This is a genomic window from Mycobacterium sp. IDUB_36 (assembly GCF_055419225.1).
The window spans coordinates 1,662,479-1,685,203 of the sequence record NZ_JBVAXH010000001.1; the positions used below are offsets into that span (position 1 = coordinate 1,662,479).

The 22,725-nt window shown below is 66.2% G+C and carries 26 protein-coding genes; 8 read left to right on the plus strand and 18 right to left on the minus strand.

The window, feature by feature from the left end:
- Positions 1–37: 37 nt before the first annotated feature.
- Positions 38–1,156, minus strand: coding sequence for a UDP-N-acetylmuramate dehydrogenase (locus tag ACZYW1_RS08155; RefSeq protein ID WP_463787746.1), 1,119 nt, complete (start codon positions 1,154–1,156; stop codon positions 38–40).
- On the opposite strand from ACZYW1_RS08155, the gene ACZYW1_RS08160 reads away from it, so the two are divergent.
- Complete coding sequence (locus ACZYW1_RS08160) at positions 1,155–1,679, plus strand: DUF2505 domain-containing protein (protein ID WP_463784780.1); 525 nt, start codon at positions 1,155–1,157, stop codon at positions 1,677–1,679. The genes ACZYW1_RS08155 and ACZYW1_RS08160 overlap by 2 nt on opposite strands.
- On the opposite strand, the gene ACZYW1_RS08165 is transcribed toward ACZYW1_RS08160, so the two are convergent.
- Entirely contained in the window at positions 1,676–2,110 is a 435-nt protein-coding gene (locus ACZYW1_RS08165; RefSeq protein WP_463784782.1) for an SRPBCC family protein, read from the minus strand. The two genes, ACZYW1_RS08160 and ACZYW1_RS08165, sit on opposite strands and share 4 nt — an antisense overlap.
- Before the next feature lie 76 nt (positions 2,111–2,186).
- On the opposite strand from ACZYW1_RS08165, the gene ACZYW1_RS08170 reads away from it, so the two are divergent.
- Genes ACZYW1_RS08170 through ACZYW1_RS08180 form a run of 3 tightly spaced genes read left to right on the plus strand, consistent with a single transcriptional unit; the run spans position 2,187 to position 5,111 of the window.
- Positions 2,187–3,011 carry a carbon-nitrogen hydrolase family protein gene (locus ACZYW1_RS08170; RefSeq protein ID WP_463784783.1) on the plus strand — a complete coding sequence of 275 codons (825 nt, stop codon included), beginning with the start codon at positions 2,187–2,189 and terminating at the stop codon, positions 3,009–3,011.
- Positions 3,008–3,967 (plus strand): LmeA family phospholipid-binding protein, encoded by a 960-nt coding sequence (locus ACZYW1_RS08175; protein WP_463784784.1) that lies wholly within the window; start codon positions 3,008–3,010, stop codon positions 3,965–3,967. Before ACZYW1_RS08170 ends, ACZYW1_RS08175 begins: the two co-directional genes overlap by 4 nt.
- A complete protein-coding gene (locus ACZYW1_RS08180; protein ID WP_463784786.1) occupies positions 3,960–5,111 on the plus strand; it encodes an LmeA family phospholipid-binding protein in 1,152 nt (383 codons plus the stop codon). The genes ACZYW1_RS08175 and ACZYW1_RS08180 overlap by 8 nt, the downstream gene beginning before the upstream one ends.
- Positions 5,112–5,120: 9 nt before the next feature.
- On the opposite strand, the gene deoC is transcribed toward ACZYW1_RS08180, so the two are convergent.
- The 6 genes from deoC to ACZYW1_RS08210 form a co-directional block, all read right to left on the minus strand.
- The gene (deoC, locus tag ACZYW1_RS08185) at positions 5,121–5,786 is read right to left on the minus strand and encodes a deoxyribose-phosphate aldolase (RefSeq protein ID WP_463784788.1); all 666 of its coding nucleotides are present in this window, start codon (positions 5,784–5,786) and stop codon (positions 5,121–5,123) included.
- Entirely contained in the window at positions 5,786–6,211 is a 426-nt protein-coding gene (locus ACZYW1_RS08190; protein WP_463784789.1) for a DUF2599 domain-containing protein, read from the minus strand. The genes deoC and ACZYW1_RS08190 overlap by 1 nt, the downstream gene beginning before the upstream one ends.
- 4 nt (positions 6,212–6,215) lie before the next feature.
- On the minus strand, positions 6,216–6,479 hold the full coding sequence (locus ACZYW1_RS08195) for a DUF2516 family protein (RefSeq protein WP_293010339.1): 264 nt from the start codon (positions 6,477–6,479) through the stop codon (positions 6,216–6,218).
- Positions 6,480–6,574: 95 nt separating this feature from the next.
- The gene (locus ACZYW1_RS08200) at positions 6,575–7,195 is read right to left on the minus strand and encodes a heparin-binding hemagglutinin (protein ID WP_463784791.1); all 621 of its coding nucleotides are present in this window, start codon (positions 7,193–7,195) and stop codon (positions 6,575–6,577) included.
- 58 nt (positions 7,196–7,253) lie between these two features.
- On the minus strand, positions 7,254–7,646 hold the full coding sequence (locus ACZYW1_RS08205) for a helix-turn-helix domain-containing protein (RefSeq protein WP_293004559.1): 393 nt from the start codon (positions 7,644–7,646) through the stop codon (positions 7,254–7,256).
- Between the two features lie 95 nt (positions 7,647–7,741).
- The gene (locus ACZYW1_RS08210; protein ID WP_463787747.1) at positions 7,742–9,052 is read right to left on the minus strand and encodes a DUF445 domain-containing protein; all 1,311 of its coding nucleotides are present in this window, start codon (positions 9,050–9,052) and stop codon (positions 7,742–7,744) included.
- Between the two features lie 248 nt (positions 9,053–9,300).
- On the opposite strand from ACZYW1_RS08210, the gene ACZYW1_RS08215 reads away from it, so the two are divergent.
- Complete coding sequence (locus ACZYW1_RS08215; protein ID WP_463784794.1) at positions 9,301–10,002, plus strand: TetR/AcrR family transcriptional regulator; 702 nt, start codon at positions 9,301–9,303, stop codon at positions 10,000–10,002.
- Between the two features lie 71 nt (positions 10,003–10,073).
- Positions 10,074–11,093 carry a prenyltransferase gene (locus tag ACZYW1_RS08220; protein WP_463784795.1) on the plus strand — a complete coding sequence of 340 codons (1,020 nt, stop codon included), beginning with the start codon at positions 10,074–10,076 and terminating at the stop codon, positions 11,091–11,093.
- Here the strand turns inward: ACZYW1_RS08220 and ACZYW1_RS08225 are convergent.
- The 6 genes from ACZYW1_RS08225 to ACZYW1_RS08250 all read right to left on the minus strand — a co-directional run bounded on the left by ACZYW1_RS08225 (position 11,090) and on the right by ACZYW1_RS08250 (position 17,864).
- Entirely contained in the window at positions 11,090–11,977 is an 888-nt protein-coding gene (locus ACZYW1_RS08225; RefSeq protein ID WP_463784797.1) for a cyclopropane mycolic acid synthase family methyltransferase, read from the minus strand. The two genes, ACZYW1_RS08220 and ACZYW1_RS08225, sit on opposite strands and share 4 nt — an antisense overlap.
- A gap of 82 nt (positions 11,978–12,059) precedes the next feature.
- Complete coding sequence (locus tag ACZYW1_RS08230) at positions 12,060–12,992, minus strand: cyclopropane mycolic acid synthase family methyltransferase (RefSeq protein ID WP_463784798.1); 933 nt, start codon at positions 12,990–12,992, stop codon at positions 12,060–12,062.
- 125 nt (positions 12,993–13,117) lie between these two features.
- A complete protein-coding gene (locus tag ACZYW1_RS08235; protein WP_463784799.1) occupies positions 13,118–14,368 on the minus strand; it encodes a KasA/KasB family beta-ketoacyl-ACP synthase in 1,251 nt (416 codons plus the stop codon).
- 117 nt (positions 14,369–14,485) lie between these two features.
- Positions 14,486–15,346, minus strand: coding sequence for a 3-hydroxybutyryl-CoA dehydrogenase (locus tag ACZYW1_RS08240; RefSeq protein WP_463784801.1), 861 nt, complete (start codon positions 15,344–15,346; stop codon positions 14,486–14,488).
- A gap of 174 nt (positions 15,347–15,520) precedes the next feature.
- Positions 15,521–16,807, minus strand: coding sequence for an isocitrate lyase (aceA, locus tag ACZYW1_RS08245; RefSeq protein ID WP_463784802.1), 1,287 nt, complete (start codon positions 16,805–16,807; stop codon positions 15,521–15,523).
- 262 nt (positions 16,808–17,069) lie between these two features.
- Positions 17,070–17,864, minus strand: a complete 795-nt coding sequence (locus ACZYW1_RS08250) for an acyl-ACP thioesterase domain-containing protein (protein ID WP_463784804.1) — start codon at positions 17,862–17,864, stop codon at positions 17,070–17,072.
- 192 nt (positions 17,865–18,056) lie between these two features.
- Here ACZYW1_RS08250 and ramB point away from each other — a divergent pair, with 192 nt between their 5' ends.
- Both ramB and ACZYW1_RS08260 read left to right on the plus strand, forming a co-directional pair.
- A complete protein-coding gene (gene ramB, locus ACZYW1_RS08255) occupies positions 18,057–19,478 on the plus strand; it encodes an acetate metabolism transcriptional regulator RamB (protein WP_463784806.1) in 1,422 nt (473 codons plus the stop codon).
- Complete coding sequence (locus tag ACZYW1_RS08260; protein ID WP_463784808.1) at positions 19,475–20,038, plus strand: carboxymuconolactone decarboxylase family protein; 564 nt, start codon at positions 19,475–19,477, stop codon at positions 20,036–20,038. Before ramB ends, ACZYW1_RS08260 begins: the two co-directional genes overlap by 4 nt.
- Here ACZYW1_RS08260 and ACZYW1_RS08265 read toward each other — a convergent pair.
- The 4 genes from ACZYW1_RS08265 to ACZYW1_RS08280 form a co-directional block, all read right to left on the minus strand.
- Entirely contained in the window at positions 20,029–20,319 is a 291-nt protein-coding gene (locus tag ACZYW1_RS08265) for a hypothetical protein (RefSeq protein ID WP_463784810.1), read from the minus strand. The two genes, ACZYW1_RS08260 and ACZYW1_RS08265, sit on opposite strands and share 10 nt — an antisense overlap.
- A gap of 63 nt (positions 20,320–20,382) precedes the next feature.
- The gene (gene lpdA / locus ACZYW1_RS08270) at positions 20,383–21,777 is read right to left on the minus strand and encodes a dihydrolipoyl dehydrogenase (protein ID WP_463784812.1); all 1,395 of its coding nucleotides are present in this window, start codon (positions 21,775–21,777) and stop codon (positions 20,383–20,385) included.
- Positions 21,778–21,849: 72 nt separating this feature from the next.
- Positions 21,850–22,440 carry a hypothetical protein gene (locus tag ACZYW1_RS08275; RefSeq protein WP_463784814.1) on the minus strand — a complete coding sequence of 197 codons (591 nt, stop codon included), beginning with the start codon at positions 22,438–22,440 and terminating at the stop codon, positions 21,850–21,852.
- Complete coding sequence (locus ACZYW1_RS08280; RefSeq protein ID WP_463784815.1) at positions 22,433–22,711, minus strand: putative holin; 279 nt, start codon at positions 22,709–22,711, stop codon at positions 22,433–22,435. The genes ACZYW1_RS08275 and ACZYW1_RS08280 overlap by 8 nt, the downstream gene beginning before the upstream one ends.
- Positions 22,712–22,725 lie beyond the last annotated feature (14 nt).

The following is a 22,725-nucleotide window of genomic DNA, read 5'->3' on the forward strand; positions in this document are numbered from 1 at the left end:
AGATACCGGCGGATGCCGCCCGCATTTCCCACCCGAATCAGAGGGAGCAGCCGACCAGCACCGGTTCAGGCACCAGTGTGACGCCAAACACACGGTGGACGCCGTCGCGCACGGCGCGGGCCACCGCCAGCACATCGGCGGTGACGGCGCCGCCACGATTGGTCAGCGCCAGCGCGTGCTTGGTGGACAGCCGGCAGGGCGCGTCGTCGAGGCCCGGATAGCCCTTGCCGAAGCCGGCGTGCTCGACCAGCCAGCCCGCCGCCAGTTTGACGCCGTCCGGCGCCGGGTAGTGCGGCACCGGTTGATCGGCTCTGTCGGCCAGCTCTTGGTAGAACCGCTGCGGCACAACGGGGTTGGTGAAGAAGGAGCCGACACTCCAGGTGTCGTGGTCGGCTTCGTCGAGCACCATGCCCTTGCCGGCCCGCAGTGCGAGCACCGCCTCGCGGACCGCCGCCGGGTCCGCGCGCTCCCCCGCCGTGGCGCCGTCCAAGGCGGTGACCAGCTCGCCGTAACGCAGCGGGGCGCTGCGACCCGAGGCGTCCAAGGCGAACTCCACCTCCAGCACGGTGGCTGCGTCGGAGTGTTTGAGCACGCTGGTCCGGTAACCGAAACCCAGTTCGTCGGCGCCCGCCCAGCGGACCTCCCCGCTGGTTCGGTCCAGCAGACGGACCCGGGTGAGGGTGTCGGACACCTCGACCCCGTACGCGCCGACGTTCTGCACCGGCGTCGCGCCGGTCGACCCGGGAATCCCCGACAGGCATTCCAGTCCGCCGAGCCCGGCTTCGAGCGCGGCGACGACCACCTCATCCCAGACGGCACCGGCCTCGGCCCGCACGATATTGCCCTCGATGTGAATTTTGTTGTTGGCCAACCGAATCACTGTGAGGTCGGTCAGCGAGTCGGCGATCACCACGTTCGAGCCACCGGCCATCACCAGCAGCGGCCCCGAATCCGCGGCGTCGAGTTCCCGCAACGTCGCGACCACCTGATCGGTGCTGGCGCAGGTGATCACCCGGGCCGCGACCGGGCCGACTCGCAGCGTGGTCAGCGGCGCCAGCGGCACGTTCTCCTCGACGTGCGCACTGGCGAAAACCGTTCCCACACCTACCCCTTCAGATCGGGTTCCATGACTCTTGACGGTAGCCTGACCTGCTATGCCGCGTTCGTTCGACATGTCCACCGACTACGCGGAGGCCGTCGAAGCGGTCCTGCGCGCGTTCGGTGATGAGCAGTACTGGCTTGCCCGACTGGACGATTCGGGTGCCGACGAGGCGACGCTGGACTCGATCCAGCTCGGCGGGCCGTCCGGCGACGACGGCAGCATCGACGTGGTCACCACCCAGGTGCTGCGCGCGGACCGGATGCCGGCCGTGGTCACCCAGTTCCACCGCGGCGATCTCTTCATCCGCCGCGAAGAACGCTGGGAGCCGGACGGGGACGGCGCGGCGACCGCGACGGTCACCGGTTCGATTTTGGACTCGCCGGCGTCGTTGACCGGCACAGCGACCCTGGCACCGCTGCGCGAGACAAGCGGAGCGCGGTTGACGTTTCAGGCCACCGTCGAGGTGAAGATCCCGCTGGTCGGCGGGAAGCTGGAGAATTTCATCGGCAGCCAGCTCGTGGAGCTGTTGATCCGCGAGCAGCGCTTCACCACGAGGTGGATCGGTGACGGGGCCTAAGCGCGAGCTTCCGCGGCGTCCACGGCGCCGTTGAGCAGTTCGCCGATCGCCCGCTTCAGCACCGGCGTCAACAGCAAGCCGAGGCCGGGAAGCTTCGGCGTGGAGCGCAAGTGCCAGCTGACCTCGGTCCCACTGCCGGTCTGGCGCAGCGTGACCGTGCCGACGTGATCCCGCACCGGCGCACCGGAGAGCAGCTTGTACGCGTATCGGTTCGGCCGCTCGTACTCGATGATCTCCTCGACGATCGCGGGTCCGACCGCCTCGATGCGCCGGCGGGCGCCGACGCCGTTGGGCGCGGGGGTCCCTTCGCGGTCCAGGGTGCTGCGGCGGGCGGCTTTGGAGTAGCTGGAGATACCACGGTGGTCGGTGAGGGAGTCGAAGACCGCCTCGATCGGCGCTGTCGTCGTCCGCTTCAGGGTGAACTCGACCATCAGGTGTTCCTCTCGTCGGTTTTGCCGAGCTGATTCTGGCATCCGGGCAAACCCGCCCACCCTTAGGCTGGCGATCATGCGTATCGCGGTGGCCCAGATCCTCAGTGGCACCGATCCGGCCGACAACCTGAAGATCGTGCGGGACTACGCCGACCGCGCCGCGGCAGCGGATGCATCGCTGGTGGTCTTCCCCGAGGCGACGATGTGCCGGTTCGGGGTGCCGCTGGCGCCGGTCGCCGAACCGGTCGACGGGCCCTGGGCCGACGGGGTCCGTCGGATCGCCGCCGAGGCCGGCATCACGGTGGTGGCCGGCATGTTCACCCCGGCCGACGACGGGCGGGTCCGCAACACCCTGCTCGCGGTCGGTCCGGCCGGCTCGGGCGTCGACGCTCACTACGACAAGATCCACCTCTACGACGCCTTCGGGTTCACCGAATCGACGACGGTCGCACCGGGCACCACGCCCGTCGTCGTCACCGTCGGCGACGTCGGGGTGGGCCTGAGTACCTGCTACGACCTCAGGTTTCCCGACCTGTTCACCACCCTGGCCCGGGGTGGAGCTCAGCTGACGGTGGTCAGCGCATCGTGGGCCACCGGCCCGGGGAAGCTCGAGCAGTGGACGTTGTTGGCCCGCGCCCGTGCGCTGGATTCGACCAGCTACATCGTCGCGGCCGGGCAGGCCGACCCCGGGGAGCCGCTGGCCTCCAGCGCCCCGACCGGGGTGGGTGGCAGCCTGGTGGTCTCGCCGTTCGGCCGCGTGATCGCTTCGGCCGGCGCCGACCCGCAGCTACTGGTCACCGACCTCGACCTCGAGCAGGTGACGAAGGCCCGCGAGACGATCGCTGTCCTGCGCAACTCCACAGCGCTCGCTCATCCGGATAGGGCAGAATCGCGCAGATGACGAATCCGCAGGGGCCGCCACACCAGGACCCGTCGTCGACATGGGGTCGCCCCGGCGACCAGACTTCGCCCGTCGAACCGGCACCGCCGGGTGGCCAGGCGTACCAACCGCCGACCACGCCGACCTATGCGCCTCCCACCCAGGAGTATCCGGAGACCGCAACCTTCGGGCAGCCGCCGCCACAGGGTCCCGCCGGGCCCGGTAAACCCAAGCGCCGCTTCCGTTTTCGCGGCGACCCGGTGTCGATCGTCCTGGTGCTGGTGATCGTGGGCGCGCTGGCCATCGCCGGTCTGGTCGGCGGCGAGTTGTATGCCCGCAACCGGGCCAACAGCGTCGTGGCCGCGGCGACACAGTGCGTGATCCAGGATGGCGCCACGGCTTCGTTCGGTTCGAGCCCATTCCTGTTGCAGCACGTGACAGGCCATTATAAGGACATCACCATCCACACCGCGGGAAACAACATCCGCAACGCAAAAGGCATGAAGGCCGACATCGAGATCGACGATGTCGACCTGCACGGCAACGCCGACTCCAAAGGCACCATCGGCAAGCTGGACGCCAACATCACCTGGACGTCGGCGGGCATCCAGGAGACCATCCAGAACTCCGTCCCCTTCATCGGCGGACTGGTCGACAGCGTGACCACCGACCCCAGCGCCGGCACCATCGAGCTGGCCGGCGCGATGGGGCTGGGCGGCGTCTCGGTCAAGCCTCAGGTGGCCGACGGCAAGCTGACGCTGCAGGTCTACAAGGTCAACGCGCTCGGCGTGATGATCCCGCACGAGACCGCCCAGACGGCGTTGAACACCTTCACTGCGGCGCTGCTCAAGCAGTACCCGCTGGGCATCAAGGCCGACAGCGTGCAGGTCACCAGTGACGGTGTGGCAGCCCACTTCTCGACGCATAACGCGTCCATCCCCCCCGGCGGGGAAGACCCCTGCTTCGCTCATGTCTAATCCTCCGGTCCCGCCGGGCAACGAGCCGCCGGAGCGCGGCCGGCCACCGCGGCCCGCCGGGCCACCCAACCGCGGCTTCCCACCGCGCCGCAGGCCGCTGCCGCCGTCGGAGTCGCCCACCCGCAACATCCCCCAGCCCGGCCGCGCGCCGCAGCCGTCGGCGCGTGACGTGCCGCGTCCGCAACAGGCGGGCCGCCCACCCGGCCGGCCGCCGCAGCAACCGGTTCCGCCGCCGAATCGGCCACCGCAGCAACCGAATCAGCCGCCGCACGTAGGTCCGCCGCCCAACCCCCGCGCGCAGCAGCCCGGCCCGCCGCCGCAGGCCCACGAAGGCCAGACCACCCGGATCTCGATACCGACGCCTCCCCCGTCGACGGGGACAGACGCGGAGACCAAGGGCGCTCGCCGCTTCTTCGCCAACCGGACGTCGCTGCTGTTGATCTTGCTGATCGTCGGGCTGGTGTTCATCGCGGTCCCGATCGGCGGCGAGCTGTACGCCCGTCACACCGCGAGCACCAAAGTGGCCAACGCGGTGCAGTGCGAGGTCCAGGACAGCGCCTCGGTGTCGTTCTCGCCGGCGCCGCCCGTGCTGTGGCAGTACCTCACCAAGAACTACAGCGACATCTCTGTGCAGACCGGCGGCAACCAGGTGCGCAAAGCAAAAGGGATGAAGGTCAACTTCGACATCCGCGACATCAAGCTGAACGACACCGCCAACTCCCGAGGCACCATCGGATCGGTGAACGGCACCGTCACCTGGTCGTCCGACGGCATCAAGCAGTCGATCCAGGACGCCGTGCCGGTGCTGGGCGCGTTCGTCACCAGCGGGGTGACTACCGACCCGGGCGACGGGACGATCGAGCTCAAGGGGCTGTTGAACAGCGCCAAGCTCAAGCCGCAGATCGTCAACAACGGACTGTCGCTGCAAGTGGTCAGCGTGTCCGCACTGGGTTCGAAGATCTCGTCGGACACCGCCCAGAAATACATCGACGACCTGATGGCCAAGGCCACCCGCAACTATCCGCTGGGGCTACACGCCGACAGCATCAAGGTCACCGACAGCGGCGTGGAAGCGGCGTTCTCCAGCAGCAACGCGACCATTCCGGCGGGCGGCAACCAGGACCCCTGCCTGGCCGACCTCTAGGCGGGCAGTTCAACCCAGCGCGTCGAGCACGGCGCGGGTGCCCGACAGCCCGAGCCGGGTGGCCCCCGCGTCGAGCATCGTCACGGCGGCCTCCGCCGTCCGTATCCCGCCGCTGGCTTTGACGCCCAACCGCCCGCCGACGGTCTCGGCCATCAGCGTGACGGCGGCCGGCGATGCGCCTCCCGCGGGATGGAAACCCGTTGAGGTCTTGACGAAGTCGGCGCCGGCGTCCTCGCTGGCGCGACAGACAGCGGTCAGTGTGCGCTCGTCGGCAAACGCCAGCAGGGCGGCCGACTCGACGATGACCTTGAGCACGGCATCGGGGACCGCGGCGCGTACCGCCGCGATGTCGGCCCGGACGGCGTCGATATCACCGCAGATCGCCGCGCCGACGTCGATCACCATGTCGACTTCCGCCGCGCCCGCCGCGACAGCCAGCGCCGCTTCGCGCGCCTTGAGCTCGGAAAGATGTTTGCCGGAAGGGAATCCGGCGACCGCCGCGACCGGCACGCCCGCGTGGGTGGCGTGGGCGACCATCGACGGCGAGACACAGACGGCGTAGGCGCCCAGCGCGGCGGCCTCCTCGGCGACCGCTGCCACCTCAGCGGCGGTGGCCTCCGGCTTGAGTAGCGTGTGGTCGACCAGCTCGGCGACCCGGGCGCGGGTCCACGTCATCAGAACGGTTCCTGCGCGCCACCGGGATTGCAGCCGGTGGACACCATCGTCGCGTCGTCGACGAGTGGCCGCCAGGGCTCCAAGTTCCAACTCGTCTTGCCCGGCTGCGCCGTCTCGGCGAAGTCCCAGTGGCAGCGGAACTGCTCGCGCATGCCCGGGGTGCCGGCCTGCGGCGCGAGGGCGAGCACCTCGGCCCACGCTTCGTCGGCCTCCGGGCTGGGAACCCCGCTTCGCTTCGAGCTCGCCCGGCCGGACACGGTCGGGTAGACGCGAAGACTCGACAGCCCGCTGCCCTGCGACCACTGGGCCCAGCGGACATGGTCGACGAACGGTGGCGCATCCGGCACCGTGTTCGCACCGGGGTCCGCCGACGCCGGCGCGGCGGCGACGAGCGCGCCGAGAAGCGCAAGGATCAGGAGTCGCATGGGGTTATCGCGACTTACCTTGGATCTCCAGGAGTTTGGGCCGCACATCGACCAGGTAGACCCCGGCCGCGCAGGCGCCGATGGTCGCCCCCAAGGCGCTGAGCATCATGGTCAGCGGAACCGATGCGCCCAGGATCAACAGCCAGACCGGCTTGGTCATCTTGTCGGCCGCCGTGTAGGCGTCGGGCCGCTGCATCGCCGCGTGCACGAAGGCGTAGAGCGCAGTCATCGCCACAGCGACCTGCAGGATCAAAACGACGCTATTCACCAGGCTCACCCGTTAAGCGTAAATGGGTGCCGCCAGAAACGTCGACTCCGAGTCACCCAAGCGGGCGACTCGGAGTCGAGTGTTGAGTGCTGAGACTACTTCTGGGTGACCTTCTTGGCCGGAGCCTTCTTCGCCGGAGCCTTCTTGGCCGGGGCCTTGGCGGGCGCCTTCTTGGCCGGAGCCTTCTTGGCGACAGCCTTCTGCGCCTTCTTGGCGGCGTCGTCGGTCTTCTTCGGCAGCTCGATGCCGACCAGCTTGGCGGCGCGCTCGCCGACCGCGCGGGTCTGCGAGGCAACGGTGCCCAGCGCTTCCTGGGTCAGCTCGACCGCCTGGTCGACGTAGCCCTCGGCGCGCTCGGATACGTCCTCGAGCCCGGACTGGCTGCGCAGGCGCTCCAGAGCGGCCTCGCCGCGCTCGACCAGCTCGCTGTAGCGCGAGCTCGCGGCCTCCACGTAGCCCTCAGCGGCGCTGCGCAGCTCGTCCGCGGTGAACCGCTCACGCAGGTCGCGCAGCTGCTCGGGCAGCTCTTCCTGCAGCTTGGTCAGGCGGTTGCGGCTCTCCTCGACCCGGCTGCGGGTGTCGGTGCGGGTCTCCTCGGCGCGGTCACGCAGCTCGGTAAGCAGGTCGTTGACCGTGGCCAGGGCCAGGTCAGCGGCGCCAAGCGCGGCAAGCAGCGGAGCCTTCAGGTCGTCGATCGACGGGTTGTTCTCTGCCATGATGTGTTCCTCTCGTCATTCTTTCTGTGCGTCAGGGGGATTCGGCCGGTGTCCGGGTTTATGCAGGGGGTGTCTCCTCCCGGGCCGCCTCGTTTTGTTGAACGAAGGACGTGTAGATGTCGAGCAGGACCTGCTTCTGCCCTTCGGTGATCGTCACGTCGGCAACGATGGCGTCGCGAACCTCGCTCGTCGGGCCGGGCTCGAGCATTCCGGCCTGGACGTAAAGCACCTCGGCGGAAACCCGCAACGCTTTGGCGAGTTGGTTGAGCACGCCTGCCGAAGGTTTGCGCAATCCTCGCTCGATCTGGCTGAGATAGGGATTGCTCACGCCGGCTTTTTCCGCCAGCTGCCGCACCGACACCTGGGCCGCTTCTCGCTGCGCTTTGATGAAGCTGCCGATGTCCGACGCAGCGGTCGTCACCACGGCAGCAAGGTTCTCTTCCTGCGGCATGGGAACTCCCTTGGGTCCTGGCGTCGGCGTGTCGATGCGAACGCGGCCCACGGTAGCTAACGGGTGCTTGCTTTTGCAAGCACTGTTAGCCGGACTCAGAAAAGCAGCTGCGCGACGGTGTAGATCACCAGCCCCGCCAGGGAACCCACGACCGTGCCGTTGATCCGGATGAACTGCAGGTCACGGCCTACATGGAGCTCGATTCGCCGGCTGGCCTCTTCGGCGTCCCAGCGCTCGATGGTGTCGGTAATAATCGCTGTGATCTCGACCCCATACTGGGCGACCAGATGCTCGGCACCCCGGGTGATCCAGTTATCGACTTTGTCGCGCAATTCCGCGTCGTCGCGTAGCGATTCGCCGATTTGGACCACCGCGTCGGTGACGCGGGTGCGCAGTGCACTGGACGGGTCGTCGACGCCCTCGAGCACCAGCCGCTTGAGGGTCTTCCACGCCGTCGCGGCCGCGGTGGTCACCTCGTCGCGCGACATCAGCTGTTCCTTGACGGCCTCGGCCCGGGCGATCGTCGCCTCGTCATTCTGCAGGTCGTCGGCGAACTCGAACAGGAACCGCGTCGCCGAACGGCGTAATTCGTGCTCGGGGTTGCGGCGCACCTTGTCGGTGAAATCCATCAGCTCGCGGTGGATCCGGTCGCCGACCAGTTGGTCGATGAATCGAGGCGACCAGGTGGGTGAATCGCGCTCGATCACCCGCTGGATCACCTCGCCGGCATTCAACGACCATTGGAACGCCCGGTCGGCGAGCAGCTGGATCAGCGCGTCCTGCCGATTCTCCGCCAGCAACGTCGACAGCACCCGGCCCACCGGGGGTCCCCACTGCGGTTCGCCGATGCGCCGCACGATCATTCGGTCGATCACCTGCTGGACGTCATCGTCGCGAAGCAGTTCTACCAGGACGCGCAGCACAGTCGCCGACTCGGCGGCCACCCGCTCGGCATGCGAGACGTCGGAAAGCCACTTGCCCAGCCGGCTGGGCACCTGCGCGTCGCGGATCTTGGTGCTGACCACTTCGGGGGAAAGAAAGTTCTCCCGAACGAAGTTGCCCAGGCCCTCGCCGAGCTGATCCTTCTTCCGCTTGATGATCGCGGTGTGCGGGATCGGAATGCCCAGCGGGTGTTTGAACAACGCGGTGACGGCGAACCAGTCCGCCAGCGCACCCACCATGCCGGCTTCTCCGGCCGCGCCGAGGTAGCCGATCCAGGCGGCGGCGCCTCCGCCGGCCTGCGCCCACCGACAGCCCAGGAAGACCACCGTGGCGCCGACCAGGAAGCTCGTGGCCACGATCTTCATCTGCCGCAACGCACGCTGCCGTTCGGCGTCGGCCTCGGGGTCGGCGCCTGCGAAAGACTCGGCGATCGACCCCGCCCGGCCGGGTTCGACAGCCGGCAGCGACCGACGCGGCGGATCAACTCGGTGCTTCGGTTCCGAAGCGGGTCTGCCGTTCAGTTCGACTGCCACCCCATCATCATCCGCTATCGGCGGGACTGCTCGGGAGACGATGGCCCGCCGTTTTGCGAGGTAACTGTTACCGCTCAACGGGCGCTACCCCGTTGTCAGTGGTCCAGGCAGGAAATCGGCGCCGATAACCCCTACTATGGAAATCACGCATAGACAACTCGGATTGGGAATTCGCGACTGTGGTACAGCAAGCGACAGCCGGAGCGGCGAAAACCGACGGCCGGAAGCGACGTTGGCACCAGCACAAGGTGGAGCGTCGCAACGAACTCATCGACGGAACGATCGAGGCTATTCGGCGGCGCGGCCAGTTCGTCAGCATGGATGAGATCGCCGGCGAGATCGGTGTGTCCAAGACCGTGCTGTACCGCTACTTCGTCGACAAGAACGACTTGACCACCGCGGTGATGATGCGCTTCACGCAGGCCACCCTGATCCCCAACATGGCCAAAGCGCTGTCGTCGAACCTCGACGGCTTCGACCTGACCCGGGAGATCATTCACGTCTACGTCGACACGGTCGCCTCCGAACCCGAGCCCTACCGGTTCGTGATGGCCAACAACTCGGCCGGCAAGAACAAGGTGGTCGCCGACTCCGAGCGGATCATCGCCCGCATGCTAGCGGTGATGCTGCGCCGACGGATGCGCGCCGCGGGCATGGACGTCGGCGGCGTCGAGCCGTGGGCCTACCACATCGTCGGCGGCGTGCAGCTGGCCACGCACTCATGGCTGCTGGATCCGCGGACCAGCTCCGACGAGCTGATCGACTACCTGACGATGCTCAGCTGGAGCGCACTCTGCGGGATCGTCGAGGTCGGCGGCTCGCTGGACAAATTTCGCGCCCAGCAGCATCCCGCGCCGATTGTGCCGCCGCTGAGCGAGTAGCGGGACTACCTTGGCGCCATGAGCGACGCGCCGACGACGATGCAGAGCGCTGTGACGACCAGGAGCGGCGCGTGACGAACACTGCTTCTCGTTCCCGGTTGAGCTCCTGGGCCTACGCCATCCGGACCACCAATCCCCCGCCGGACGGCCCGGTCGACGCGGTCACCCGGTGGCTGGTGGTCACCCGGGCAGCGGTGCTGCCGATGACCCTGTTCGCCGGTCTGGTCGCAGCACTGCTCGCGGTAGGCCAACCCGGATTGGATTGGCGCTGGCTGACTTTGGCGGTAGTCGGGATCCTGCTGGCACACACCGCCAACAACCTGATGAACGATCTGTATGACACCCAGACCGGCCTGGACAGCGACACCTATCCGCGGGCGCTCTACGCGCCGCACCCGGTGCTCTCCGGGTTGGTCAGCCGTCGCACGCTGCTGGTGGCGATCGGGCTGGTGAACCTGGCCGACCTGGGCATCCTGATCGTGCTGACCTGGGCTCGCGGCTGGCCGGTGGTGGCGTTCGCGCTGTCCGGGTTCGTACTGAGCTTCGCCTATACCGCGCCGCCGCTGCGACTCAAGAAGCGCGGCCTGGGCGAGCCGGATGTGTTGGTGGTCTGGGGTCCCTTGATGATCTGCGGCACCTACTACTCCGCTGTCGGCCACGTCGGTTGGCCGGTGTTGCTGGCCTCGCTGCCCTACGGACTGCTCTGCACGACGGTGTTGATGGGCAAGCACACCGACAAGATTCCCTACGACGAACCGCTCGGCATCCACACGCTGCCGGTGCTGATCGGCGAGGCGCGGGCCCGGGCGATCACGCTGTCCATGATGGCCGGGTTCTACCTGCTGGTGGTCGCCGCGGTGCTGGCCAGGGCAATGCCGTGGCCGGTGTTGGTTGTGGTGCTGGCGCTGCCGCGGCTGGTGAAGGTGTGGCCGTACTTCCGCCGCCCGCCGCCCGACGAGCCGCCGGCCGATTTCCCGGTGTGGCCGCTGTGGTACGCGGCGCTGGCCTGGCTGCACGTGCGCCAAGCCGGCGCGTTGCTCGTCGTCGGTCTGGCGATCGGCGCTTTCGTGCCGGGGCTACCGGGTCGTTAGCTCTTCACCAGAGTGAATTGGCCGACCTCAGAGATGTTGCGCTGGAAGAAGTCTGAGCAACCGATCAGGTAACGCATGTACCGGTCGTAGACCTCTTCGGAGGTGGCCGCGATGGCCTCCTCGCGGGATTCCTCCAGCTTGGTGGTCCAGGTGTCGAGCGTCCGGACGTAGTGCGGCGTCATCTTCTGCAGGCGCTCCACCGAGAACCCGGCGTTGGCGGAGTATTCGATAACGTCGTCATCAGCCGGAACCGCCCCACCCGGGAAGATCTCCGCCGCGATGAATCGCATGAACCGCAGATCGCTCATCGTGATCGGGATGCCCATCTCAGGCCAGCGCTTGAGCGGGTGCCCCATGATCGTCTGCAGCACCATCCGGCCATCTGCCGGCATGATGCGGAAGCAGAGGTCGAAGAACGCCTTGTAGCGAGACTTCGGGAACGCCTCAAAGGCCTCGATGCTGACGATCCGGTCGACCGGCTCGTCAAACTCTTCCCAGCCGCGCAGCAACACCCGTCGCGAACGACCGGTGTCGACCTGGTCGAGAATCTGCTGCCCCAGCGAGTGCTGGTTCTTGCTCAGGGTCAGCCCGACGACGTTGACGTCGTATTTTTCGACCGCGCGCTTCATCATCGCGCCCCAGCCGCAGCCGACGTCGAGCAATGTCATTCCGGGCTCAAGGCCGAGCTTGCCCAGCGACAGGTCGAGCTTGGCGATCTGCGCCTCTTCCAGCGTCATGTCGTCGCGCTCGTAATACGCACAGCTATAGGTGCGTGTCGGATCCTGAAACAGGCCGAAGAATTCGTTGGAGGTGTCGTAGTGGGCTTGGACGTCTTCGTACGCCGGACGCAACTTCGACGCGCCCTCCGACCCGCTGTCCGTCATCAGAGATCGGCCTTTCACAGTGAATCTTGTTCTGGTTCTGCTGTTTCGAACGCTCCGTTATAACGCACTTTTCTCAACCCGGCTACGCCGGCGTTTTTTCGCAGGTGTACTGGCAAACGTCGGTGTAGCCATCGCGGAACAGGTCAGCACACCCTTCGAGGTACTTCAGGAAGCGCTCGTAGATTTCCTCGGACGTGATTTCGATCGCTTCGTCTTTCTTCGACTTCAGGTTGCTGGCCCAAGTGTCCAGGGTGCGGGCGTAGTGCGGCCGAAGCGGCTGTTTGCGGGTCACGGTGTAGCCGGCTTTCGTCGCGGCGTCCTCGACTTGAGCACTCAGTGGCAGACGACCACCGGGATAGATCTCGTCCATGATGAATTTGATGAACCGCACCTTGGACATGGTCAGCGGCAACTTGCGTTCTTTGATCTCCGCGTCGCTGGGAATGATGATGGTGTGCAGCATCATCACGCCGTCGTCGGGCATCAAGTTGAAAGTCTTCTTGAAGTAGTCGTCGTACTTGTTGAAACCGAAGTGCTCGAAGGCGCCGATTGAGACCACGCGGTCGATCGGCTCGTCGAAGTCCTCCCACGGCTGGAGCCGTACTTCCATGCTGCGGGTGGTGTCGATGTTGGGGAACCGGTTCTGCTCGATGTGCTGCTTCTGGTTCTCCGACAGCGTCAGGCCGATGACGTTGACGTCGTACTTCTCCACCGCACGCTGAATGGTGGAGCCCCAACCGCAGCCGATGTCCAGCAGCGTCATACCGGGCTGCAACCCCAGCTTGCCCAGCGACAAGTCCACTTTGGCCAGCTGCGCCTGCTCGAGGGTGTAGTCGTCCTTCTCGAAGTACGCGCAGCTGTAGGTCTGCGAAGGGTCCTGCCACAACTTGAAGAAGTCATTGGAGATGTCGTAGTGGAACTGGACTTCCTTCTTGTCCGACCCACGGGTCTGGGACGCGGACTTCGACAACCACGCGGACTGAGCAGTGGACGTTGCGTTTGAGGTATCTGACACCGTTTGTCCTGAAATTGGGGATGAATGTTGTCAAGTGGACCGTGCCGTTCGCTCGACACAGGGTTGAGGTTACGCCCCACCCCCGGTGGGCGAGGCTAACCGTTGGCGCGAGTCTAATGGGCGCATCAGCGCTTCCCGAACGCGAGTGCAACGTTGTAGCCGCCGAAGGCGAACGAATTGCTCACGGCGTAGCGGTAGCCGCCGGTGCGAGGTTCGCCGGCCACCACATCCAGGGCGATCCTCGGGTCGGGTTCTGTCAGGTTCAGGGTCGGCGGAATCACGCCGTCGCGGAGGGCCAGCACGGTCAGAATCGCCTCCACGGCTCCCACCGCTCCGATCGAATGACCCAGCGCGGCTTTCGGGGCGTAGACGGCGGCCGCGTGTGCTCCCAGCGCCTGCTCAATGGCATTCGCCTCGGCAAGGTCTCCGTCGACCGTGCCGGTGGCGTGGGCGTTGACATGGTCGATGTCGCCGGGGGCGAGCCCGGCCAGCTGGATGGCCCGCGTCATCGCGTCCGCGGCGCGTTCACCGGTGGGGTCGGCCAATACCGGCTGATATCCGTCGGAGGTGATGCCGGCGCCCATCACCCGGCCAATGATGTTGGCACCACGGGCTTTTGCATGTTCTTCGGTTTCGATGAGCATCACCGCGCCGGCTTCACCGAAGACAAAGCCGTCCCGGTTCTTGTCGAACGGCCGGCACGCACCGGCGGGGTCGTCGTTGTTGGTCGACAGCAGTCCCTGGTTGGCGAACGACGCGATGGGCACCGCTTCGATCTTGGTTTCGACACCGCCGCAGATCGCGATGTCAGCCTCGCCCAGCACGATGTTGCGCCACGCGAGGGCTATCGCTTCGGCACCGGAGGCGCAGGCAGATATCGGCGTCAGGATCCCGGCTCTGGCTCCGCGTTCCAGCCCAACCGCGGCGGCCGCCGCGTTCGGCATCGCCTGCTGCACGCCGACCGGCGAGATCGCCCTGGGGCCCCGCAGCCGGAAATCGTCACTGAACTGGATGAACTCCCGCGTCGCCCCCAGCCCGGTCCCGATGGCCACCATCAGCCGCTCGGTGTCGACCTCCGGCGAGCCGGCGCGCTCCCACAACCGCCGGGCGACTTGCGTGGATATCTTCTGCAAGAACAGGAATCGGCGCAGCTCGATACGGGTCAGGTAGTGGTCGAGGTCTTCTCGCAGATGCCCGCCGATACGCACCGGCGAGTCGAACTGGTCGACGAAATCATCGTCGAGCCTGCGGATACCGCTCTGGCCGTCCAGGAGTCGTTTCCACGTGTCGTCGGCATTGGTGGCCAGCGCGGTCGTCATTTCGACGGCGGTGACTACGACATCGCGGAGACCATTACCGGTCGACAGCTGAACCATGGCGTGGCTGATTCCTTGCGTCGATAACTACGGGCAACCCTGTAACGGTGACCCGATAGCTACCAATTCAAACCCCGACTGTGCAGGTCGTGGTCTGCGCAGCAACGCCGGCGAACGCTAGTACGTGTAGAAACCCTTGCCGGATTTCTTGCCGAGCTGACCGGCCTCGACCATGCGTTGCAGCAACGGCGGCGGCGCGTAGTGCGCGTCCTTGAGCTCGTCGTACATCGCGTCGGCAATGAGCTTCATGGTGTCGAGGCCGATCAGGTCGGAGAGCCGTAGCGGGCCCATGGGGTGCGAGAGCCCGGCGACGACGGCGGTGTCGACGTCTTCGATCGATGCGACACCCGCCTCCACCATTCGGATGGCGGACAGCAGGTAGGGCACCAGCAGAGCGTTGACGACGAAGCCGGACCGGTCGCCGCAGCGGACCACCTTCTTGGCGAGCACCTCGCCGGCGAAATGCCCGACGCGTTCCACGGCGTCGTCGGAGGTGACCAGCGTGCTGATCAACTCGACGAGCGGCAGTACCGGTACCGGGTTGAAAAAGTGCAGACCGAGCACGCGGCTTGGATTCTTCGTTGCCGCAGCGATTTTCATGATCGGGATGCTCGAGGTGTTGGACGCGAGCACCGCAGCGGGATCGGTGATGATCTCGTCGAGTTCGGCGAAGAGCTTCGCCTTGACCGCCTCGTTCTCGACGATCGCCTCGATGGTCAGCTGACGGTCGGCGAGATCGGACAGCGCGCTGGTGTAGCGCAGCCGCTTGACCGTAGCGTCGCGGTCGTCGGCGGACAGCTTGCCCTTGCTGACGGCCCGCTCCAAGGATGACTCGATCCGGGCCTTGCCCGCAGCGGCGAGCTCATCGGTGGGTTCGTAGACCACCACGTCGGCGCCGGCCTTGGCCGACACCTCGGCGATACCCGCGCCCATCTGCCCGGCGCCGATAACGCCAACCCGCTCAATCGCGTTGCTCACTGCAGGAATGTCCTCTCGATATGCGTCAGGCCCCGCCCAGGGTTTCCGGGCGGGGCCTGCGCTGTCAAGCCGTTCGCTTGTGGCTACGGCCTGGTCTTTGTCGCACCGAACGTGTACTCGCGGCGAGAATTCCGGCGAAAAGTCGCCACAGCCGCACGCTCGATGCAAGACGGTCTAGTGGAACTGCCCCTCTTCGGTCGAGCCCGCGAGCGCCGTGGTGGACGACGTCGGGTCAACGGTGGTGGCAATCCGGTCGAAGTAACCGGCGCCGACCTCGCGCTGGTGCTTGGTTGCGGTGTAACCGCGCTCCTCGGCCGCGAACTCGCGCTCCTGCAGCTCGACGTAGGCGCTCATCTGGTTGCGGGCGTAGCCGTAGGCCAGATCGAACATCGAGTAGTTGAGGGCGTGGAAGCCGGCCAGCGTGATGAACTGGAACTTGAAGCCCATCGCGCCGAGCTCCTTCTGGAACCGGGCGATGGTCGAGTCGTCCAGGTGCTTGCGCCAGTTGAACGACGGCGAGCAGTTGTAGGCCAGCAGCTGGTCGGGGAACTCGCTCTTGACGCCCTCGGCGAAACGACGGGCCAGGTCGAGGTCCGGAGTACCGGTCTCCATCCAGATCAGGTCGGAGTACGGCGCGTAGGCCTTGGCGCGGGCGATGCACGGCTCGAGACCGTTCTTCACCCGGTAGAAGCCCTCGGAGGTCCGCTCACCGGTGACGAACGGCTTGTCGCGGTCGTCGACGTCGCTGGTGATCAGCGTCGCAGCCTCGGCGTCGGTACGGGCGATGACCACGGTCGGCACGTCGGCGACGTCGGCCGCGAGACGGGCCGAGGTCAGGGTGCGGATGTGCTGCTGGGTCGGGATCAGCACCTTGCCACCGAGGTGTCCACACTTCTTCTCCGAGGCCAACTGGTCTTCCCAGTGCGAACCGGCGACACCGGCGGCGATCATGGCCTTCTGCAGCTCGTAGACGTTGAGCGCGCCACCGAAGCCCGCTTCACCGTCAGCGACGATCGGCGCGAGCCAGTTCTCGATGGAGTTGTCGCCCTCGACCTTGGCGATCTGGTCGGCCCGCAGCAACGCGTTGTTGATCCGGCGGACGACCTGCGGCACCGAGTTGGCCGGGTACAGGCTCTGGTCGGGGTAGGTGTGGCCGGACAGGTTGGCGTCACCGGCGACCTGCCAACCGGACAGGTAGATGGCTTTCAGGCCGGCGCGGACCTGCTGGACGGCCATGTTGCCGGTCAGCGCGCCCAGCGCGTTGACGAACTCGAGGTCGTGCAGCTGGCTCCACAGCACCTCGGCGCCGCGACGGGCCAGCGTGGACTCCTCGACGACCGAGCCCTGCAGGGCCACGACGTCGGCGGGGGTGTAGGTGCGGGTGATGCCCTTCCAGCGGGGGTTGGTGTCCCAATCCTTCTGGATCTCTTCGGGTCTCTTCGGTGTGCCAACGCTCGACATAGCGTTCTCCTCAAATTTCATGACCTGAGGACCCGAGATTTCCAGCCTTGCTAAGGACCCCAGCATCGTTGCTGACTTGCTAACACGAAGATGGCACAGGTCAGCGGCCCAGGTCCACCTATTTTGGTGCCAACTTTGGCTAGGGGTTCGGCGTTATTTGCAAAGCTTGCGAAGATCTTCGGCAGCTTGACCGGTTCAGCAGTTACCAGTGGGTAACATGAATCCGCAGGTCAGCCCGGCGGTTTGCATAACGCTCGTACGGTTAAAGCGGGAGGATCGCGGCGAGCGCCTTGACCTCGTCGCCGACGGCATATGTGAGCGTTCTAACAGTGCGGTCGGAGAGGCTCGCGCCGAACCGGTCGGTGGAGCCGGCCGGGTGCAGGTGCGAAATGATCTCCAGCTTGTCGCCGAGCGCCACCGGGGCGTCGTGCTCGATGGCCACCCGTAGCGGGGCCTTGAGCAGATCCGGGAACGACCACAGGTAGTCCTCGATGACGCTCCAGTAAACCGAGTTGTTCATGTGGTCGAACAGGTCGATGTCGGTGACGCGAACCGGGAACTCGTGGATCTCGGCAGCGTCCTCACGGTTACCCGCCTTCAGGTAGCCCTTCCACCGCAACCGGTTGACGTCGGTGGTCTTGTGCAGGCAGCCGAGGAAGTCGTCGGAGATGCGCGACGGCATCTGGGTCTCGCGATTGATGTTGATCCAGAACGCCTCGGACTCCATCAGGCCGCCCCTGCGCCCGTCGATGCGGACCCGCATCTCGCACCAGCGGTTGGACGTGCCCGAGCACCAACGGCGCATCCGCAGCATGTCGTTGAACTCGACGGGCCGGATCAGGTCGACCATCGTCCGGCGCACGATCCATAGTGGATGGGTCTCTTCAAAGCCCATCTCGCGCAACTGATCCTGGCCGATGTCCTGGATGTGCCGGGCGGCGGCGTCGAACCGCAGCCGACCTTCGCGATCGATGTCGGCAACGCGGAGCGGCCATTCCCGGTCGAAGACATCGGGATGCGGGTCGAGGACCGGCATCATCGTTTTGTCCAAGCTCACGGCTCTACTCCCCGCTACTGTCCAGGCTGGACCAGCTGTCGTCGCAACACGACATAATTCGTCGTGGCCAGGCGGCCTAGCTTAGGTTCCCCCGTCCGAGAATGATGCCAAACGACCTTGCCGCGGTGCCAATTCTTCGACCTGCTGCGAAGATTGCTAACCGCGTCTTAGCACCGCGGGTACGCTGGCCGAATGGCCAAGACATTCGTTGGCTCGCGGGTCCGGCAGCTTCGCGGCGAGCGCGGATTCAGCCAGGCCGCGCTCGCGCAGATGCTGGACATCTCCCCCAGTTATCTCAACCAGATCGAACACGACGTCCGGCCGCTGACCGTGGCGGTGCTGCTGCGGATCACTGAGGTGTTCGGCGTCGACGCGACCTTCTTCGCTTCCCAGGACGACACCCGGCTGCTCGCCGAGTTGCGGGAGGTCACCCTGGATCACGACCTGGGCGTCGAGGTGGAGCAGTCGGAATTGGCGGACGTCGTCAACTCTCACCCGGCGCTGGCACGCGCCCTGGTCAACCTGCACCGGCGCTACCGGCTCACCACCACCCAGCTCGCGGCCGCCACCGAGGACCGCTTCTCGGACGGCAGCGGCAGCGGGTCGATCGCGATGCCGCACGAAGAGGTGCGCGACTACTTCTACGAGCGGCAGAACTATCTGCACGAGTTGGACACCGCCGCTGAAGAACTCACGGTGCGGATGCGCATGCATCGCGCCGATCTGGTTCGCGACCTGTCCGACCGGCTCACCTCGGTCCATGACGTCCGGATCAAGCGAATGGATCTGGGCGACAACGTTCTTCATCGCTTCGATCCCGACACGCGGACGCTGGAAATCGGCGGGTATCTGCCGTCAGGCCAGTATGCGTTCAAGCTCGCCGCCGAGTTGGCCTACTTGGAGCACGGGCCGCTCATCGACCATCTGGTCGACGAGGGCAGTTTCACCAGCGACGAGTCACGCACCCTGGCGCGCCTCGGCCTGGCGAACTACTTCGCTGCCGCAACGGTGTTGCCGTACCGGCAGTTTCACGGCGTCGCCGAGGAGTTCCGTTACGACGTCGAGCGGCTGTCGGCGTTCTATGCGGTCAGTTTCGAAACCATCGCCCACCGGCTCTCCACCCTGCAGCGCCCTTCGATGCGTGGCGTGCCGCTGTCTTTTGTCCGCGTGGACCGGGCGGGCAACATGTCAAAGCGGCAGTCCGCCACGGGCTTTCACTTCTCTTCGGCCGGCGGCACCTGTCCGCTGTGGAATGTTTACGAGACGTTCGCCAACCCGGGCAAGATCCTGGTCCAGATCGCGCAGATGCCGGACGGGCGCAGTTACATGTGGGTGGCCCGCACTATCGAGCGGCGGGCATCCCGGTATGGTCAGCCCGGTAAGACTTTCGCGATCGGGCTCGGCTGCGAATTGCGGCACGCCCATCGGCTCGTCTACTCGGAAGGACTCGATTTGTCCGGCAACGGAAATCTTGCAGCCACCCCGATCGGCGCGGGCTGCCGGGTCTGCGAGCGCGATACCTGCCCACAGCGGGCCTTCCCTGCGCTGGGTCGCGCACTCGACCTCGACGAGCATCGCAGCACGGTCTCGCCCTACCTGGTGAAGCACGCATGACCGGCCAGGTCGCCCGGATTCCGTCCGGGCAATTTCGTGAACTGGGCCCGATCAACTGGGTGCTCGCCAAGCTGGGCGCCCGCACGGTTCGCGCACCGGAGATGCACCTGTTCACCACGCTGGGTCAGCGACGGTTGCTGTTCTGGGCATTTGCGTTTTACGGCGCCCGACTGCTGCGTGGCCGGTTGCCACAAGCCGACACCGAGCTGGTGATCCTGCGGGTCGCGCATCTGCGCGGTTCTGAGTACGAGCTGCAGCACCATCGCTGGATAGGTCGGCGTCGCGGACTCAGCGACTCGACCCAGGAGTTGATCTTCGCTTGGCCGAACACCTCCGCCGACGGCGGCGGGCTCACCGATCGCCAACAGGCGCTGCTGAGTGCGACCGACGATTTCGTCCTGAACCGGACGATCGGCGACGACGTGTATCAGCACCTGTCTCGACACCTCGATCGGCGCCAGTTGATCGAATTCTGTTTGCTGGCAGGGCAATACGACGGACTGGCCGCCACGATCTCAGCGCTGGGGATCCCGCTGGATCACCCTGGCGATCACAAGTAACTGTCGACCAGCACGGCGGCCGACAACAGCACCGGCAGGACCGGCAGTGCGTAGATGAACGCTCCCAGCGAGGCCTCGCCTCGCGCACGCACCCGTCTTCCCCACAGCAACGCCAGCGGTGCCAGAACCACCGAGGCTGCCAGCACGATCGGGGCCCACCAACCCGGCGTGGTCAGGAAGTCTCCGATCGAGATCGCGATCAGCCACAGCACGTAACCGGCGAGAACACCGCCGAGCGCAGCCCAAATCGATTCGGCTCGTACCGCTTTGAATGAGGCCACCTGGCCATGGTAGCCCGCGCGGTCGGCCACCAAAATGCCTGCGCCGAACCCGCCCGATCCGCGTCAGAAGTTGATCATGTGTCCGGTCAGGCCGTGGAAGCATTCCTGCAACGCCTCCGACATGGTCGGGTGGGTGTGGACGTTGCGCGCCAACTCGTTTGCGGTCAGATCCCACTTCTGAGCCAGCGTCAGCTCGGGCAGCAACTCGGCGGCGTCATGGCCGACCAGGTGCCCGCCCAACAGTTCGAGATGCTTGGCGTCGGCGACCAACTTGACGAAACCACTGGGGTCGCCCACCCCGTGCGCTTTGCCGTTCGCGGTGAACGGGAACTTGGCCACCACCACGTCGTAGCCTTCGTCGCGGGCCTGCTGCTCGGTGAGCCCGAAGCTGGCCACGTTCGGCTGACAGAAGGTCGCCCGCGGCAGCATCCGGTAGTCGCCGAGCGCCAAAGTCTCTGCTCCGGCGATGGTTTCGGCCGCGACCACGCCCTGCGCCTCGGCGACGTGGGCCAGCTGCAACTGCGCGGTGACGTCGCCGATGGCGTAGACGTGCTCGACGTTGGTGCGCATGTAGTCGGTGACGCCGATCGCTTTGCGGTCGTTGAGCGCCACACCGACCTTGTCGAGCCCGAAGCCGTCGACGTTGGGCACGAAGCCGATGGCCTGCAACACTTTCGCGGCCTTCAGCTCCTCGGTCTTGCCGTCCTTGCTGACGGTGACCGTGACGACGGAGCCGTCGTCGTCGATCGACTCCACCTTGGTGCCGGTGAGGATCTTGACGCCGAGCTTCTTGTACTGCTTCTCAATCTCCTTGGACACATCGGCGTCTTCGTTGGGCAGGGCGCGCGGCAGGAACTCGACGATGGTCACGTCGACGCCGTAATTCTTCAGCACGTAGGCGAATTCGATGCCGATCGCCCCGGCGCCGGCGATGATGATCGACTCGGGCAGCTCGCGGTCCATGATCAGCTCTTCGTAGGTCACCACGTTCTTCGACAACGAGGTGCCCGGGACCAGCTTGGTGCTGCTGCCGGTGGCGATGATGACGTTGTCGAAGGTGACGTTCTCGGTGCCGCCCTCGTTGAGTTCGACCTCGAGGGTGTGCGCGTCGGTGAACCTGCCGTAACCGTGGATCTCGGTGATCTTGTTCTTCTTCATCAGGAAGTGCACGCCGGCCACCCGCCCGTCGGCGACTTTCCGGCTGCGGTCGAACGCGGCGCCGAAGTCGAAGCTCACCTCACCGCTGATGCCGAAGATCTTGGCTTCCTTGGTGAAGATATGGGCGAGTTCGGCATTGCGCAGCAACGCCTTGGACGGGATGCAGCCGACGTTGAGGCAGACTCCGCCCCAGTACTTCGGCTCCACGATGGCGGCATTCAGCCCCAGCTGCGCGGCGCGGATGGCCGCTACGTATCCGCCGGGTCCGGCTCCGAGGACGACAACGTCAAAATGGGTCACGGCAACCACCCTAATGGCCTCGCTGCGGGCGCCCGCCCGCCAGCCATTTCTCGCTCACCTCGACGGGCCGGCTCAGTACGGCAGGATGCCCGCCACGCAGTGCCGCTGGCTGTGTTCGCAGTAGAAGTTGCCGTAGACCGGGGCCGCGGCCACCACCGACGCGAACACCGCCGAGAACAGCGCGATCGCGAGCGCAGCCACCAGCGGCCGCTCCGGCACCATCGCCAGGATCAGGCCGGCCACCGTGCACGCCACGACGTAGGCCAGCACGACGAACACCACCGCGGTCTTGTGTTTGGTCGCGTCGTGGTTCCACCAATAGAACAGGCCCGCGCCGATCGCACCGGCCGGCACCCACACGGCGAGCAGCATCAGTACAAACTTCCACCACTTCAGGTACAGATACGGCCCCTCGGCCGCAAGGGACGGCAGCGCCTCGGACGGTGGGTCGGTCTCGGTGTACGCCGTCGGGATGACACCGCTGGCCGGCTGTTCGTCCGCGGGCACGTCCGAGTGCCGGTTCCACCATCGGTGCCGGCGGGGCGGCGCCTCGGGCTCGATCAGTTCGGGCTCGGCCCGCTGCTGCATCCCGGTGTCGAAGGTCGGCTTGTACGGCTCGGTCAGCGGCATCGACTCGGTCTCGACGCGTTCACGGTCAGCCACGGGTCACGACCTCGACCAGCGCCAGCACGCCGAAGTATCCCGGCGCCAGAGCCAGGATGAATGCCCCCACCGCGGTCAGCCAGCGGCGACGGGCCATCAGAATCACCAGCAGCCCGACGGCGCTGGGGAATCCGACCACCAACGCGATGGCGACATCAGGGCGCATACGGGCGTGTTCCACGGTCAGCGCGGCGGCACCGCCCAACAGCCCGACCGCGACGCCGAGCAGCATCGCGCTGGTCAACAGCCAGGGCCGCGGCAGCGGAATCACGACTCAAAGATACT